We start from the raw sequence: 14938 nt of genomic DNA on the forward strand, positions 1-14938 counted from the left end.
CCCCAGCTGCATTTCGCATCTGCAGCAATTTGGGGAATGAAAAAGATGACTCGCACGTCGGTTTCGCTGTTGGCCTTGACGATTTCGCTGCTCCTGCCCGCCGCCGCAATGGCCCAGGATACCGACACAGCCGGCCCCACCCCGCCGGCAGAAGCCGCGCCCCCGGAAACCACGGATCCGTCCGCCATCGTCGTCACCGGCCGCGAGACCCGCACCTCGGTGGTGCTGCCCGGCACCGAGATGCAGAAGATCCTCCCTGGCGTCAGCCCGTTGAAGGCGATCCAGACGTTGCCGGGCGTGCTCTACATCACCGCCGATCCCTGGGGCTATAACGAGCAGAACGCCCAGATCTTCATCCACGGCTTCGCCGGCAACCAGCTCGGCTACACGATGGACGGCATTCCGCTCGGCGATCAGAGCTACGGCAATTACAACGGCCTCTCGCCGCAACGCGCAGTGATCTCGGAGAATGTCGGCCGGGTCGTCGTGTCGACCGGCGCAGGCGATCTCGCCACCGCATCGAACAGCAATCTCGGCGGCACCGTCGAGACCTATTCCTCCGACCCGCGGCCCACGTTCGGCATCGACCTGGCCCAGACCATCGGCAGCTACGACACCTCGCGCACCTTCGCCCGGGTCGATACCGGCACCTTCGGCGGCAACAATTCGGCCTATATCTCGGCCGCCCGCCAGCGCGCCCGCGCCTGGGATTTCCGGGGCTATCAGGGTGGCTGGCAGGCCAATGCCAAGTTCGTCCATGACGATTCGATCGGCAAGCTGACGCTCTATTTCGACTATAACGACATGACCCAGCCGAACGAGGACTCCACGGTCTTCTTCAAGCCCTCCGCAGGGAATACGGCCACCCCGGTCCAGCTCTACACGCCCTATACCAAGCCGTTCTTCTATCCCGAGTTCGACACCTACCGGAATTCGTACCTCAGCCCGCTCGGCAATTCGCCCGCGACGGAAGGCAGCAATTACCGCAATTACTATTCGGACGCGCAGCGCACCGACTATCTCGCTTATGGCCGCTACGACGCGCATTTCTCGGACAAGGTCACCTTGTCGACCACCGCCTATTTCCACCACAATGACGGCGCCGGCGTCGTCGCCGGCCCGCTCGGCCAGTCGATCACCACCGCGCAGCCCTATCTCGACCCTGCCTATGCGAGCCTTCCGGCCAATTGCCGCTTCACTGCCAACGCCAACGGCGTACGCTCCGCCGCCTGCACCGCGCTGACTCCGGCCCAGGCGGCCGCGGCCGGCGCGGCCCTGGTCGCGGCAACCGGCGGCTCGGGCCTGATCACCCGCACCACCGAATACCGGATCGATCGCTACGGCGTGATCTCCGCGCTCGCCATCGACCTCGGCGCGCACAATATCGAGATCGGCGGCTGGTTCGAGCATAACAGCACCACCCAGTGGCGCCGCTGGTACGGCGTCGATGCCGCCGATCCCGCCTCGAGCACGCCCTATATCCGCCCGCTCGAGGCCGCGCAGCCGCTGTTCACCCAATATCAGGGCGAGGCACGCATCAATCAGCTACAGCTCCATGTGCAGGACAGCTGGCACGTATTCGATCCGCTCCGCGTCCAGTTCGGCTTCAAGACCAGCGCGCAATGGGCCAATGGCTGGTTCCCGGTGCAGCCGAAGGTCGGTTCGCTCTCCGGCCTCACCGGAGGCCTGCCGCAGGGCAAGATCGACACCAAGAACTGGTTCCTGCCCGCGGTCGGCGCGACCTGGGATTTCAACGGCCACGAGCAGGTCTATTTCAACGTCCAGAAGAACCTGCGCCAGTATCCGGCCTATCTCGCCGGCGGCGGCGGCCCATGGTTCACCGGCAGCCAGGCGGCGTTCGATGCCTTTGCCGACGAGGGCAAGCCCGAGAGCAGCTGGACCTATGAGGGAGGCCTGCGCACCAGCCGCAGCCTGGCAAGCGACGTCAGCATCAACGCGCAGATCAATTACTACCACGTCGTCTTCAACAACCGCCTGCTCGCCATCTCGACCAATCCGGGCGGCATCGCCGGCGGCGGCATCACCGGCGGCACGTCGATCCTCGTCAATGTCGGCGACGTCCATACCGATGGCGTCGATGCCGCCTTCACCCTGCGCGTCGGCGCCTTCTCGCTCTACAACGCCACGTCGTACAATCTGTCCAAATATCAGAGCGACTATACGTCCACCGCGTCGGGCATCGGCGCCGCCACCGGAACCTGCATCGGCGGCTATCTCGTCACCGCCGGCGTGGTGCCGACCTGCGGCAAGCAGCTGCCCGGCACGCCGAAATGGATGAACAAGAGCGTCGCGACGCTGGCGATCGGCCCCATCGAGGCGCAGGTGATCGGCGACTATGTCGGCCGCCGCTACGCCACCTTCTCCAACGACGCGAGCGTGCCGTCCTATTTCCTGACTTCGTTCCGCTTGGCCGCCCGCATGCCCGACGGCATCCTGCCGCTCCGCAAGGCGGAAGTCGCACTCAACATCACCAATCTGATGGACAAGAAGGGCGTATCGACCCTGTCGGTTGGCTCGGCCACCAACGGCTATTCCGCCTATCCGATCGCACCTCGCCAGTGGTTCCTGACCTTGTCGGCGGCGTATTGAGGACGAAGGAAGCGGTCGGCTGGGAACCGACCGCTCCCGCGCCGCAGCCATTTAGTGCTCCTGCGAAGGAGGAGCCCAGGCTCATGCAGTTCTTCGCCATCCTGGGCTCCTGTCTTCGCAGGAACGCGAGTTGGGAAGGTTAGCTAACGCCCCACTAGCGGACATTGGTGTGGCCCGGGCATTGTGCGACTGATGATCTCGCGAACTCAACTCATGTTGGCCCTTGCGGGCGGGGTATTTATAGCGGCGTGCGTCTATGTCGGTTACGCGAATGAGCTGCTGAAAGGCCTCATTTCGCCTCGGGATCGCGTCGTCTTGCTTTGTGGCTTTCTCTTAGGCGCCGGAGCTGTTTCGCGGTGGATCGTGGCTCTCGATCTTCGACGAAATATGAAGCGGATCAGGCGAGCAAGGGCCGCGCGCGGGAACGTCCGCTAACCACCAATTCCAGCCATTCGCGTGCCGGCAGCCGACGCTGGAATTCTGGCCGGTTTGACAAGCTAGGCACAACGGCACATCTCTCGGGCATGACGTATCGCCAACCTCTTCTGCGATACCGCGTTCATGCGGGGCAACTCCTGGCGGGCGACTAGCCCCGGGCTTCTCCAGGCAGGTTCCCGGAAGCCCGGGGATCGAAAGCGAGCCAATCGGTTCGTCGGCGAAAAGGCCGCATTGCCTGAGAGTCCACCACATGAACAACCTGCACACGGCTGTCAGTCGGCCCCCCATCCTGATGATCGACGCGGAAGCGGAGACGCTCACCGACCTCGCCCTCAGCGTCGAACGCCGCATGCCTGCGGTCAGCGCGCTGCTCCTCCGCGAAGCGGAACGCGCCCGGCTGTACAGCGCCGCCAAAATTCCCGCCGACGTGATCACGATGGGATCGCAAGTCGAGTTTCTCGACGATAGCAGCGATGACCGGCGAACGGTCACGCTGGTTTATCCCCGTGACGCCGACATCGCCGAAGGGCGTATCTCGATCCTCACGCCGGTCGGCGCGGCGTTGATCGGCTTGCGCACGGGACAATCCATTCTCTGGCCCGATCGCTGCCTAACCGTCCTCGACGTCCGTCAATGCCCAACGGCGCATTAGCAGCCGGCGACGGCTGGCGAATGGGACGCCAACGAGTCTCTAAGCGACGGCTAATCATCAATTCCCGCCGTTCGTTGGCGGTCTCTCATTGAATTAGCATTCCTGAGACTCGCGATCCCGCAATCATCGCCATTGCATCAGTTGCCCGCGGGCGGGCGCATTGCCTCAATACTCGCCAGCCACGCCGACGACGAGACGAGCCGCGCAGCCGCGATCCCGCGGACTGCGTTCTCCAGCAGGCCGCGATTGCGGTAGCTGCCGATCACGAGCACGCGCTTGCCCGGCCGCGAGCGGACCGTGCGAGTCACGACCTGCGCCATTTCGTCATCCCAGGCGGACTGCACGGTCGCGAAAGCCGGGCCGACGATCGCGGCCCTTAGTGCAACATGGCTGTCGACCATGCGTGCGGTGGTCTCGTCCTGAGTCTGGCTCGGGCGCCGCCAATAAGCGAGCAACGCCGTTTCCAGCGCCTCGTCGAACGCGGTCAGCGCGGCCGCGCCTTGCGGGTCGCTCCGGCCGAGCGCGGCGAAGGCGGCGCCCGCCGCGCCGGCGAGCGCCTCGAAGCGCTTGCCGCCCGGCTCCATCGCCACGGCCTCCGCTCCGCTGGCGCCGAGCCAGGGCCAGACCATCCTGGGATATTCCGGGCGGCCGGGCGTGTCGGTAGGGCCGGCCAGTTCGTCGGGGCGCACCTCCAGCACGACGACATCGGGCCGGAATGTCTCGAGGATCTGCCGCAGCCGATCATAGCCGAAGCTTTCCTCACGTGCGTGCAGATCATGCAAGGCGCCGAGCACCAGCACCGCGTCGGGGCGCGGCGCGGTTTGGGCATGCGCGGGAAGCGCGGAGAGAAGGACGGCGGCGAACGCCAGCGGACGAAGACGATGGAAGATCATGCGCCGGACCTGCGGCACCCGCCCCACTCAGGCACGGCCAAATCGCCGAGCGGGATCGCCTTTCCGCCGGCCGGGACGATCAGCCCAGCGCCGCCCAGCCGGAGAGCGCCCGCCGATAGCGGCGGCTGAGGCGAACGGTTGCTCCGCCGGCGAGTTCGAGAAGCGCATCGCCCCGCCCGAGGCGCTGGACCGCGCGCACCTTGTCCAGCCGGACGATAGCGGTGCGGTGTACGCGCGCGAACTCCGACGGGGGCAAGGCGGTGCCGAACGCCGACAGCGAACTGTCGACCAGCATGGTTCCGGCGCCGGTATGGACCTCGACATAGTCACCGGCCGTCGCGACCCACTCGATTGCTTCGAGCGGAACATGCTGCCGCCGGCCGCCAGTGCGCACCCACAGCCCTCCGATTGCCGCTGCAGGCGGCGCCTCGACCGACTCCCGCACCGCCGCCGCCGCCGCGCGCCGGCGATGCAGCACGGCGATCGCCACGATGGTCGCATAAGCCAGCGCGCCCGTATCCATATTGGCGGCGAGGACCCAGGGTATCATCTCGCCTGGTGAGGAAAAGGTCCGGCCGTAGACCGGCCAGTAGACGACGCTGAACAGTCCCACATGGATCAGCAGCGCCAGCGGCAGCCCCAGCACCAGCGCCGCGCCCCGAATGTGCCGCGAACCGCCGGCCGCCAGTATTCGGCGCGCACTCTCGAGGAAGACGGGCCCGAGCAGCGCCCAGGCAGAATAGATCGCCGCCGTGTAACCAAGTGCCGGCCAGAACGGCTGCGGACGCTCCTGCAGCACGCCGAGCGCCTGGGTTTTCAGCGTGACCAGCACAGTGAGCGCGAACCATGGGAGGACGCCGACCAGAAACAGGTTCCGTACCCGCAGGCGGCGGGAGGTCGTCAACAAGGCCTGCGCAGTGCGGGTCATGCGAGCTTCCCTACGCCCCCCGCCCCCCGATTGTCAGCCCGACTGGGCACGATATCCCGAAGTCCGGGCCGGCTCCGTTCCCTTGCGATGTAGGATTTCGTCTGCTTGCCTGATCGCCGGCCGCCGCCCGCTCTTTGACTCCGTCGATCCCCTTCCGTTGCGCGCGCAACTAAATTTCCTACTCGCGTAACTTCATTGCCGATTCGCCGTGCAAACCGTGAAATTGCGCGCGCCAAATCCAACAACACGCGCCCGCGACTCAGCCCTCAATACGCCTCGTGCGCGAGGTCGCTGAACTTGGTGAACTGCCGGTCGAAGCGCATGTGCACCGATCCTGTCGCGCCGTGGCGCTGCTTGGCGATGATCACGGTCGCCTTGTTCGCCACTTCGAGCTGCTTGGCCTGCCATGCCTCATACGCCATCCGCTCCTCGGCGGTCTCGGTGCCGTCCGGGACCTTCGTCGGCGCCTTGAAGTCGTGATAATATTCGTCGCGGTAGACGAACAGCACGATGTCCGCGTCCTGCTCGATCGATCCCGATTCACGCAGATCCGAAAGCTGCGGCCTCTTGTCCTCGCGGCTCTCCACCGCGCGGCTCAACTGGGAGAGCGCCAGCACCGGCACGTTGAGTTCCTTGGCCAGCGTCTTGAGCCCGCGGCTGATCTCCGAGATTTCCTGCACGCGGCCGTCGCCCGATGCCTTGGCGCTGCCGGTCAGCAGCTGCAGGTAATCGACGATCACCATCCCGATCTTGTGCTGGCGCTTCATCCGCCGGGCGCGGGTGCGCAAGGCCGCGATGGTCAGGCCCGGCGTGTCGTCGATGAACAAGGGCAGCCGCTCCAGATCGCCCGCCGCCCGCGCGAATTTCTGGAATTCGGCATGGCTGATCTGCCCGGTGCGCAGTTTCTCCGAGACGACCTCGGCCTGCTCGGAAAGGATACGCATCGCCAGCTGGTCGGCCGACATTTCGAGGCTGAAGAACGCGACCGGCGCCCCGATCGACTTCTCCTCGGGGATGCCTGCTTCGAGATCGTCGGCCCAGCGCTTGGCGGCGTTGAACGCTATGTTGGTCGCGAGCGAGGTCTTGCCCATGCCCGGGCGGCCGGCGAGGATCAGCAGGTCCGACCGGTTGAACCCGCCGGTCGAGGCGTTGAGGTCGCTGAGCCCGGTTGTGACCCCCGAGATGCCGCCGCCCGAGTTCATCGCCTTCTCGGCCTGGCGCACCGCCAGCGTCGCCGCCCGGGTGAAGCTCTTGAGGCCCGCGTCCGAATCGCCCTTCTCGGCGACTTCGTAGAGCTTCATCTCCGCCTGCTCGATCTGCTTGGCCGGATTGATGTCCTGGCTCGTGTCGAGCGCGCCGTCGACGAGATCGCGCCCCACCGTCACCAGCGCGCGCAGCATCGCGAGGTCGTAGATCTGGTCGGCGAACGAGCGCGCGCCGATCAGGCTCGCCGGGTTGCCGGTGAGCTGCGCCAGATAGGCCGGGCCGCCGACTTCCTTCATCGCCGGATCGGCGGCGAACAGTGGCCGCAGCGTCACCGGCGTGGCGAGCCGGTTGTCGCCCACCATCGCGGCGATCGCTTCGTAGATCCGCCCGTGCAACGGCTCGAAGAAATGCTCCGGGCGCAGTTTTTGGAGCACGTCCTCCGCCACGCGATTGTCGATCATCATCGCGCCGAGAAGCGCCGCCTCGGCCTCGATATTCTGGGGCAGGCTGACGCCTTCGGGGGTCTCGGGTGCGGGAAAGGGAATCGGTTGTGCCATCTGACCTCTAGTCGCGCAGGCGGTGCCCCGCTTCAACCGTCGCGCTTGTGAATAACGGGCATGAGCGGATAGGAGCCGTCAATGGCCGATCCGCGCATCATAGACGTGACGCTCGACGAACGCACGATCCTGTGGCGCTCGGCCGATATCGAGCAGGAGCGCCGCATCGCGATCTTCGACCTGCTCGAGGAGAACCATTTCGCTCCCCAGCGCAAGCACCCCGACGGCTATGCGGGGCCCTACAAGCTCCACCTCCGCGTCGAGGAGGGCCGGCTGGCGCTGGAGATCCACCGCGCCGACGATTCGCACCTAGAAACGCTGGTGCTCGGCCTCGCCCGCTTCCGCCGCCCGATCCGCGACTATTTCGCGATCTGCGACAGCTATTACCAGGCGATCCGCAACGCCTCGCCCGCGCAGATCGAGACGATCGACATGGCCCGCCGCGGAGTACACAATCAGTCGGCCGAGCTGCTGATGGAACGGCTCGAAGGCAAGATCGACCTGGATTTCGACACCGCACGCCGCCTGTTCACGCTGATCTGCGTGCTGCACATCAAGGGATAAACGACGGCTACGGCTGGGGCAGGCCGATCGAGGGGGACGAGATGCTGATTTCAGACGCACAGCGAGATATTGGGCGTGCCTATGTCGGGGGCGGCCCCGGCGTTATGGTCTCGGCGCTCATCTGGTTCGTCGCCGCATTCGTCCAGCACAGCCAGGGGACCGGCGCCGCGTTCGCCGTCCTGTTCTTCGGCGGCATGGTCATCTTCCCGGCTTCCAAGCTGATTGCACGCCTTGCGTTTCACAGGGACAATGAATCGCCGAACAATCCGCTCGGCATGACCGCGCTGGAAAGCACCATCGCGATGATTGGCGGGCTTCTCGCTGCCTGGCTCTTCCTGCCATCGCAGCCAGGATTGGTTTTCCCGCTCGCCGCGATCGCAGTCGGCACGCATTATGCGGTCTTCAAGACGGTCTATGGCGATCGTCTGTTTTGGGCGCTCGGCGGCATCGTCACTGCAATCGGGCTGTTCGACATCTTTGCCGCACCGCTGCAGGGCGCCGTGGCATTGCTGGTTGCGATCACCGAACTCGCCTTCGGAATCCTCCTGACGGCCCGCGCGCTGCGCCCGGACATGGGCGCACGTACTGGCCGTTCACGCGCCTGACGGGTAGAGACTCGACATATGAACGAAAACGCACCTGCATTGATCGAAGCCGCTCGCGTGGCGGCGAAGAACGCCTATGCGCCGTATTCGAACTTCGCGGTCGGCGCGGCGGTGCTGCTCAGCGACGGCAGCATCGTCACGGGCGCCAATTTCGAGAATGCGAGCTACGGCCTCTCGCTCTGCGCCGAGACCGTGGCGCTGGCGACGGTCAACGCCCAGGGCCGCTTCCGCGAGGTGGTGGCGATCGGCGTGATCGGCGGCCGGATGGGCCATGCCGACACCGCACCGGTGAGTCCCTGCGGCCGCTGCCGTCAGGTCATCAACGAGGCGGCGCAGGTCGGCGGCCGGGACATTCCCGTCCATTGCGGCGGCGCAGCGGGCGACGAGATCGCCACCTACAAGCTCTCCGAACTCCTCCCCCACGCCTTCGGCCCCGCCGATCTCGGACTCGCTTGAGCCGGCTTGCCAAGGGTTCCGCCGGCTGCTCTGGTAGCGCTAACGGAGGAGATGCCATGAAGACGACGTACCGGAGCGCGCTCGCGCTGCCGATCCTGCTCGCCACGCCCGCATTCGCACAGGATGCCCTGCTTCTCCATCCGATGTTCCAGGATCATGGCGTGCTTCAGCGCGATCGGCCGATCGCGGTGTGGGGCGATGCCGCGGCGGGCGAACGCGTGGAAGTGACGCTGGGAAGCCGGAAGGTGCTGACGCGCGCCGACAAGGACGGGCATTGGCGCACCGATCTTCCATCGATGCCCGCGGGCGGCCCGTACACGCTTTCGGCAGCCACGCGCGGCGGCAAGAGCCAGCGTGCCGAGGACATCATGATCGGCGACGTCTGGCTCTGCTCGGGCCAGTCGAACATGGAATATCCGGTCAGCGGCGTGCTCGGCGCGGCGGGCGAGATCGGCAAGGCGAACGATCCCGATCTGCGACTGATGACGATCGAGAAGAAGACCAGCCTCAGCCCCGAGCGCCAGTTCCCCACGCCGGTCCAGTGGCAGCGGACCACGCCCGACGCGGTTCGCGAATTCTCTGCGGCTTGCTATTTCATGGCTCGCGATCTGCGCGCGTCGCAAAAGGTGCCGATGGGACTGATCGATGCGACCTGGGGCGGCACCGCGATCGATGCCTGGCGCCCCGAAAGCGCGCTGGCAAAGGATCCGGCCGCCGCACAGGACCTCGCGCTTTTCCGCGTCTATCGCGCCGACGCGGCCGAGGCGAGCAAGCAGTTCGGCGAGCGCTGGATGGCCTGGTATCGCGGCAAATCGGGCGATGTTGCCGGCACCGAGCCGTGGCAGGCCGATGCGCCGGGCGAGTGGCGTGCTTTGCCGTCGTTCGATGCCTGGGAGAAATGGGGCGTCGCCGAGCTGGCGCAGTATAATGGCATGCTCTGGTACCGCACCGAAGTGACGCTCACCGCCGAGCAGGCCGCTAAAAGCGCGACGCTCGCGCTCGGCCCCGCCGACGATATGGACGCAAGCTTCGTCAACGGCGTGCCGGTGGGCGTGACCTATGCCTGGGGCGTGCCGCGGCTCTACGCACTCGCGCCGGGCACGCTCGAGGCCGGCCGCAACGTCATCGCCGTCGGCGTGCTCGATACCTGGGCCGAGGGAGGGCTGCTCGGCACCGCCGACCAGCGCGCGATCCGCTTCGCCGACGGCACCAGCGTGCCGCTGGCGGGCCCCGAAGGCTGGCGCTGGCGCCGTGCCCCCGCCGGCGTGGACGATCCGCCGCACGCGCCGTGGGAGGCGATCGCCGGCTTTTCGGGGATCTACAATGCGATGATCGCCCCGATCGGGCCCTATGGCCTGCGCGGCGCCGCCTGGTACCAGGGGGAAGCGAATGCCGGCTCGCCCGACGGCTATGCGGAGAAGCTCGGCAGCATGATGGCGGCGTGGCGCGGTCAGTTCGGCAAGCCCGACCTGCCCTTCCTCGTCGCCCAGCTCTCGGCCTGGGGTCCGCGCGTGCCCAAGCCGGTCGAGAGCGGCTTTTCGCAGATCCGCGACGAGCAGCGCCAGGCCGTCGCCGCCGATGCCCATGCCGCGCTCGCCGTCACGATCGATCTCGGCGACGTCGTCGACATCCACCCTGCCAACAAGCTCGATGTCGGCCACCGCCTCGCTCGCGGTGCCGAGGCGCTGACCTATGGCGGCAAGGCCTCGCCTTCGGGCGCCTGGCCGGTCGAGGCGCGTTACGAGGGCGCGGTCGTGCGCGTCCGCTTCACTGGCGCCGACAACGGGCTGGTGACCTACAGCGCTGCGCAGCCGATCGGCTTCGAACTCTGTGGAACCGCTCCCGGCAGCTGCCGCTTCGCCACGGCCACACTCGCAGGAAGCGACGTGCTGGTCGCGGTGGGCACCGGCTCCGCCGATCGCGTGCGCTTCTGCTGGGGCGACAGCCCGATCTGCAATCTCTACGACGGCACCGGCCTCCCCGCGACGCCGTTCGAACTCCCCGTTCGTTAGCCCTTGCGGAGCGCCGCGCTTCCCGCGAAACGAATGTCCCACCTCGTCCGGAGCCCCGAATGATCCTTTCCGACCGCTGGATTCGCGAACATGCCCTCGCCACCGGCATGATCGAGCCGTTCGTCGAGGCGCAGCGGCGCGAGGGCTGCATCAGCTACGGCCTGTCGTCCTACGGCTATGACGCGCGCGTCGCCGACGAGTTCAAGATCTTCACCAATGTCGATAGCGCCGTGGTCGATCCCAAGGATTTCGCAGCGAACAGCTTTGTCGACCGCAAGACCGACGTGTGCATCATTCCGCCCAACAGCTTCGCGCTGGCGCGTACGGTCGAATATTTCCGCATCCCGCGCGACGTGCTGGTGATCTGCCTCGGCAAATCGACCTATGCGCGCTGCGGGATCATCGTAAACGTGACCCCGCTCGAGCCTGAATGGGAAGGCCATGTCACGCTCGAATTCTCGAACACCACGCCGCTCCCGGCGAAGATCTATGCCAATGAGGGCGCCTGCCAGTTCCTCTTTCTCAAGGGCGATCAGCCTTGCGAGACGAGCTATGCCGATCGTGCAGGCAAATATATGGGCCAGCGCGGCGTGACCCTGCCGCGGCTGTGAAGGCACACATTTGATCTAGTTAAGGCGTCATCCCGGCCTTGTGCCGGGATCCACCGGGAGGCGAGCATCAGACTAGAGGCCGAAGGCCATCCGGTGAAGCTCCGTGGACCCGGCACGAGGCCGGGGTGACGGTTATAGGGTTGGGCGCGAGCTGTCCTGCGCCAACAAGAGCGACAATCGCCGCAGTCGGCAATCAGCGCGCGCTGAATTGCACCGCGTCGAGCCGGCGTAGACCGCGCTCCGCGAGCGCATGCGAGCCGGCGGTCTGATCCGCGCTGATGTCCATCAGCACGTCGTCCTTGCTCAGTACCTTGGTGTAGAGGTTGCGCGCCTCGCCCGTGCGGCCGGTCTTGGCATAGACGGCAGCGAGGTTGAGCAGCAGCTCGGGACGGCCTGGATGGATGCGCAGCTCTGTGAGCAGCTTCGATTCGGCCTGCGAATAATCGCCCTGCGCAATCTGTGTGCTGGCGACGGCGCTGTCCTGCGCCTGAGCCGGGAGTGCCGCGATCAGAGGCGCGGCGGCGAGGACAATGAGACCAATACGCATGGCATCCTCCACGAATCATTGCACCACGGTGACTGTTCCGTGACATCTTAATGACTCTTGTGTGACACTTTCGTTGCATATGATCAATTGCGCAGATTGCACGCGCAAAAGAAAAGGCGGCCCCGAAGGACCGCCTTTCCGAAGTTTCCAGGGCAGCGCCGAAGCGCAGCCGGTTAGAAGTCGTTGCGATACTGCTCGTTGCCGACGAAGCCGAGCTTGCTCACGTTCGCACGCTTGACGATCGCGAGCACGCGATCGACCACGTCGTAACGCGCCTGCGGATCGGGCTGGAAGTGCAGCTCTGGCTCCGGATCCTGCTGGAGCGACGCATCCAGATACTGGCGCAGCGTCACATCGTCGATCTGCACGCTGTTCCAGAACACGTTGCCGTTCGCGTCGATGTACAGCTTGTTCTTCTGCGGCTCCACCGGAGGCGCGGACTGGTTGCTGTTCTGCGGAAGATCGACCTTCACCGCGTGCGTCTGGATCGGGATGGTGATGATGAACATGATGAGCAGAACGAGCATGACGTCGATCAACGGCGTCGTGTTCAGTTCCATCATCGGCTGGCCGTCTTCCTGGCCACCGCTCATTGCCATGTAGAAAACTCCTTTGAATCGGTCATCGTCACATCCGGGTCGTGGTCGCGCCGGGCGGGGGTTCTGAAATGAAGCCCACCTTCACGAAACCAGCCATCTGCATCGTGTAGATCGTGGCGCCGATGCAGCGATACGGCGTGTTCACGTCGCCGCGGATATGCACTTCGGGAAGCTCGAGACCGGCGGCATTGATGCCGCCCTGGCGATCGATTTCCTTCTTGAGCTTCTCGACGCCGCGGTCGAGCAGTTCCTGGTGGCTCACCTTGGTCATGCCCCAGTAAACCTGGCACTGCCCGCCGGCGCCCGTCACCGAAAGCGCCACATTCTCGGGCTTGGTGGTGGTCGGTTCGAACTGCACCTTGGGAAGTGCGAGATCGATCGTCTGGATCACCACGGGAACGGCGATCAGGAAGATGATCAGGAGCACCAGCATCACGTCCACCATCGGGGTCGTGTTGATGTCCGACATCGGTGCGTCGTCGCCGCTTTCGCCTACGCTCATCGCCATTGGGCGCTATCCTATCCTTCTATCCCGCCGCAGGGTCTTGGCCTGCGGCGAAGGGCCGCGCGCGGAGACGCGCGGCCCGATGCGTTCAGCTTATGCGCGGGTCTGCACGCCACCGGCCTGGCCGGCGGTCGTGGTGGTGCCGGCCGGCTTGGCGCCGGTTGCCGGAGCGCCGACCTTCTTGACTTCGGGGCGGACGCGGCCGTCCGAAGCCAGGAAGCCGAGCACGTCGTTCGAGAACGCGTTCAGATTCTCCGCGATCGCCTTGTTGCGGCGCTGCAGGAAGTTGTACGCGAGCACGGCGGGAACCGCGACGACCAGACCGAGCGCGGTCATGATCAGCGCCTCGCCGACCGGGCCGGCGACGGCGTCGATCGATGCCTGACCTGCCGCACCGATCTTGATCAGCGCGCGGTAGATGCCGATGACGGTACCGAACAGGCCGATGAACGGCGCGGTGGCGCCGGTCGTCGCGAGGAACGCGAGACCGCCGTTGAGCGACGAGTTGATCGTCGCTTCCGAGCGGGCGAGCGAGCCGTGCAGCCAGTCATGGGCCTCGACGGGATCGGTGAGCTCCTTGTACTGCTCCTGGGCCTGCAGGCCGTCGTCGACGATCTGGCGATAGGCCGAGTTCTTCTCGAGCTTCGCCGCGCCTTCGCGCAGGCTGTTCGACGACCAGAAGCCGGCGCGGACGCGCTTGGCCTGGTTCATGATCTTCTGCTGCTCGAACAGCTTGGTGAACAGGATGTAGAGCGAGACGAAGAGCATCAGCACCAGGATGCCGAACACCGTCTGGGAGATGAGGCCGCCCTCACGGAGCGCGGGGAGCAGGCCGTACGGGTTTTCGCCCTTGGGCGCCGCAGCGGCGAGAATGGTGGTGAGCATTGTCGGTTCTTTCCTCTAAATAGATAGCGCTTGTTCCACACTCCGGCGCGCCGGGGAGCGGCGCGCCGGCCACTCAATCAGTTCTTCGGCAGTTCCCAGCGGAAGCGGCTGGCAAACGTCGCCGGGATCTTGTTCCCGCCAGCGTCTTCTGCAGGCGTGAAGCGCGCGCGGCGCCGCAACAGCGAACAGGCAGTGCTGTCGAGAACCGACGAACCGCTGGACGACGTGACCTGACAGTCGGTCACCTTGCCGGATGCATCGACCGCCAGGCGGAAGCCCGTCGTTCCCTGCTGTTCGGCGCGGATGGCGGCCGCCGGATAATCGTCGTTGGTCACCCAGCTGCCCGGAGGCGTGCGGGGCTTGAGCGGCTTTGCGATGCGCGGCGGTGCCGGCGGCTGCGGCGGCGCGGGAGGCGCAGGCGGAGCCGGCGGCGTGATCGGCGGCGGTGGTGGAATGATCGCGGTGGTCTGCATCGGCGGCGACGGCACCTGGACCTGCACCATAGCCGGCGGCGTCACGACCTGAGTCGGAGGCGGCGGTACGGGGCTGTCCGGCGGCGGCGGCGGCGGCGGAACCTCCTCGGGCGGGGGCGGCGGCTCTTCGACCTCGAAGGTCTTCAGCTCTTCCGCCTTCTTTTTGATATATTGGTATGCCAAGCCCGTGACGAAGGCATATCCCATGCCAGCCACGATTATTGCGACGACTACGATCGCAACGAACCGGCTGCCACTTACATTCCGGTCAGCGTAAGCCATTCGGCAACGTCACTCCTCTAATCTTGGCGACCCTGAACGCAGGAATGCTCCGCGCACAAGCTCGTCCGCCGTTCGCTTGCTTGCGTCGGTGCGGCAGAGCGCGAGTCTCTATCGC

15 protein-coding genes are annotated in these 14938 nt (G+C 65.9%); 7 read left to right on the plus strand and 8 right to left on the minus strand.

Annotation, left to right across the window (positions count from 1 at the left end; genetic code table 11):
- Positions 1 to 45 precede the first annotated feature (45 nt).
- Positions 46 to 2610 carry a TonB-dependent receptor gene (locus ASE13_RS08990; RefSeq protein WP_056615005.1) on the plus strand — a complete coding sequence of 855 codons (2565 nt, stop codon included), beginning with the start codon at positions 46 to 48 and terminating at the stop codon, positions 2608 to 2610.
- 688 nt (positions 2611 to 3298) lie between these two features.
- On the plus strand, positions 3299 to 3700 hold the full coding sequence (gene rnk, locus ASE13_RS08995; RefSeq protein ID WP_082596482.1) for a nucleoside diphosphate kinase regulator: 402 nt from the start codon (positions 3299 to 3301) through the stop codon (positions 3698 to 3700).
- Between the two features lie 137 nt (positions 3701 to 3837).
- Here the strand turns inward: rnk and ASE13_RS09000 are convergent, their stop codons facing one another.
- The 3 genes from ASE13_RS09000 to ASE13_RS09010 form a co-directional block, all read right to left on the minus strand.
- The gene (locus ASE13_RS09000; RefSeq protein ID WP_156404794.1) at positions 3838 to 4593 is read right to left on the minus strand and encodes a hypothetical protein; all 756 of its coding nucleotides are present in this window, start codon (positions 4591 to 4593) and stop codon (positions 3838 to 3840) included.
- 79 nt (positions 4594 to 4672) lie between these two features.
- Positions 4673 to 5521, minus strand: a complete 849-nt coding sequence (locus ASE13_RS09005; RefSeq protein ID WP_056613653.1) for a LytTR family DNA-binding domain-containing protein — start codon at positions 5519 to 5521, stop codon at positions 4673 to 4675.
- Between the two features lie 266 nt (positions 5522 to 5787).
- The gene (locus tag ASE13_RS09010; protein WP_056613655.1) at positions 5788 to 7284 is read right to left on the minus strand and encodes a replicative DNA helicase; all 1497 of its coding nucleotides are present in this window, start codon (positions 7282 to 7284) and stop codon (positions 5788 to 5790) included.
- Between the two features lie 81 nt (positions 7285 to 7365).
- On the opposite strand from ASE13_RS09010, the gene ASE13_RS09015 reads away from it, so the two are divergent.
- From ASE13_RS09015 to dcd, 5 genes are read left to right on the plus strand one after another with little or no spacing between them, the layout of a single operon-like run.
- The gene (locus ASE13_RS09015; RefSeq protein WP_056613657.1) at positions 7366 to 7848 is read left to right on the plus strand and encodes a UPF0262 family protein; all 483 of its coding nucleotides are present in this window, start codon (positions 7366 to 7368) and stop codon (positions 7846 to 7848) included.
- Between the two features lie 41 nt (positions 7849 to 7889).
- Positions 7890 to 8453 carry a DUF7010 family protein gene (locus ASE13_RS09020; RefSeq protein WP_414885304.1) on the plus strand — a complete coding sequence of 188 codons (564 nt, stop codon included), beginning with the start codon at positions 7890 to 7892 and terminating at the stop codon, positions 8451 to 8453.
- 18 nt (positions 8454 to 8471) lie between these two features.
- Positions 8472 to 8909, plus strand: coding sequence for a cytidine deaminase (locus ASE13_RS09025; protein ID WP_056613661.1), 438 nt, complete (start codon positions 8472 to 8474; stop codon positions 8907 to 8909).
- 56 nt (positions 8910 to 8965) lie between these two features.
- Positions 8966 to 10921 carry a sialate O-acetylesterase gene (locus ASE13_RS09030; protein WP_056613663.1) on the plus strand — a complete coding sequence of 652 codons (1956 nt, stop codon included), beginning with the start codon at positions 8966 to 8968 and terminating at the stop codon, positions 10919 to 10921.
- A gap of 59 nt (positions 10922 to 10980) precedes the next feature.
- Positions 10981 to 11532, plus strand: coding sequence for a dCTP deaminase (gene dcd / locus ASE13_RS09035; RefSeq protein WP_056613665.1), 552 nt, complete (start codon positions 10981 to 10983; stop codon positions 11530 to 11532).
- Positions 11533 to 11725: 193 nt separating this feature from the next.
- Here the strand turns inward: dcd and ASE13_RS09040 are convergent, their stop codons facing one another.
- The 5 genes from ASE13_RS09040 to ASE13_RS09060 all read right to left on the minus strand — a co-directional run bounded on the left by ASE13_RS09040 (position 11726) and on the right by ASE13_RS09060 (position 14823).
- Positions 11726 to 12079: a tetratricopeptide repeat protein gene (locus ASE13_RS09040; protein WP_056613667.1), complete on the minus strand. Its 354-nt coding sequence runs from the start codon at positions 12077 to 12079 to the stop codon at positions 11726 to 11728.
- A gap of 173 nt (positions 12080 to 12252) precedes the next feature.
- Entirely contained in the window at positions 12253 to 12678 is a 426-nt protein-coding gene (locus ASE13_RS09045) for an ExbD/TolR family protein (protein ID WP_056613669.1), read from the minus strand.
- A 28-nt stretch (positions 12679 to 12706) separates the two neighbouring features.
- Positions 12707 to 13186 (minus strand): ExbD/TolR family protein, encoded by a 480-nt coding sequence (locus ASE13_RS09050; RefSeq protein WP_056613671.1) that lies wholly within the window; start codon positions 13184 to 13186, stop codon positions 12707 to 12709.
- A gap of 90 nt (positions 13187 to 13276) precedes the next feature.
- The gene (locus ASE13_RS09055; RefSeq protein ID WP_056613673.1) at positions 13277 to 14068 is read right to left on the minus strand and encodes a MotA/TolQ/ExbB proton channel family protein; all 792 of its coding nucleotides are present in this window, start codon (positions 14066 to 14068) and stop codon (positions 13277 to 13279) included.
- Positions 14069 to 14145: 77 nt separating this feature from the next.
- Positions 14146 to 14823: an energy transducer TonB gene (locus ASE13_RS09060; RefSeq protein WP_056613675.1), complete on the minus strand. Its 678-nt coding sequence runs from the start codon at positions 14821 to 14823 to the stop codon at positions 14146 to 14148.
- Positions 14824 to 14938 lie beyond the last annotated feature (115 nt).

It is taken from the genome of Sphingomonas sp. Root241 (assembly GCF_001428865.1).
GTDB lineage: Bacteria > Pseudomonadota > Alphaproteobacteria > Sphingomonadales > Sphingomonadaceae > Sphingomonas.

Excerpts from the sequence above, each read along its gene's own strand:
- ASE13_RS08990 (WP_056615005.1), top strand. The coding sequence starts at position 46 with ATGACTCGCACGTCGGTTTCGCTGTTGGCCTTGACGATTTCGCTGCTC.
- rnk (WP_082596482.1), top strand. The coding sequence starts at position 3,299 with ATGAACAACCTGCACACGGCTGTCAGTCGGCCCCCCATCCTGATGATC.
- ASE13_RS09000 (WP_156404794.1), bottom strand. The coding sequence starts at position 4,593 with ATGATCTTCCATCGTCTTCGTCCGCTGGCGTTCGCCGCCGTCCTTCTC.
- ASE13_RS09005 (WP_056613653.1), bottom strand. The coding sequence starts at position 5,521 with ATGACCCGCACTGCGCAGGCCTTGTTGACGACCTCCCGCCGCCTGCGG.
- ASE13_RS09010 (WP_056613655.1), bottom strand. The coding sequence starts at position 7,284 with ATGGCACAACCGATTCCCTTTCCCGCACCCGAGACCCCCGAAGGCGTC.
- ASE13_RS09015 (WP_056613657.1), top strand. The coding sequence starts at position 7,366 with ATGGCCGATCCGCGCATCATAGACGTGACGCTCGACGAACGCACGATC.
- ASE13_RS09020 (WP_414885304.1), top strand. The coding sequence starts at position 7,890 with ATGCTGATTTCAGACGCACAGCGAGATATTGGGCGTGCCTATGTCGGG.
- ASE13_RS09025 (WP_056613661.1), top strand. The coding sequence starts at position 8,472 with ATGAACGAAAACGCACCTGCATTGATCGAAGCCGCTCGCGTGGCGGCG.
- ASE13_RS09030 (WP_056613663.1), top strand. The coding sequence starts at position 8,966 with ATGAAGACGACGTACCGGAGCGCGCTCGCGCTGCCGATCCTGCTCGCC.
- dcd (WP_056613665.1), top strand. The coding sequence starts at position 10,981 with ATGATCCTTTCCGACCGCTGGATTCGCGAACATGCCCTCGCCACCGGC.
- ASE13_RS09040 (WP_056613667.1), bottom strand. The coding sequence starts at position 12,079 with ATGCGTATTGGTCTCATTGTCCTCGCCGCCGCGCCTCTGATCGCGGCA.
- ASE13_RS09045 (WP_056613669.1), bottom strand. The coding sequence starts at position 12,678 with ATGGCAATGAGCGGTGGCCAGGAAGACGGCCAGCCGATGATGGAACTG.
- ASE13_RS09050 (WP_056613671.1), bottom strand. The coding sequence starts at position 13,186 with ATGGCGATGAGCGTAGGCGAAAGCGGCGACGACGCACCGATGTCGGAC.
- ASE13_RS09055 (WP_056613673.1), bottom strand. The coding sequence starts at position 14,068 with ATGCTCACCACCATTCTCGCCGCTGCGGCGCCCAAGGGCGAAAACCCG.
- ASE13_RS09060 (WP_056613675.1), bottom strand. The coding sequence starts at position 14,823 with ATGGCTTACGCTGACCGGAATGTAAGTGGCAGCCGGTTCGTTGCGATC.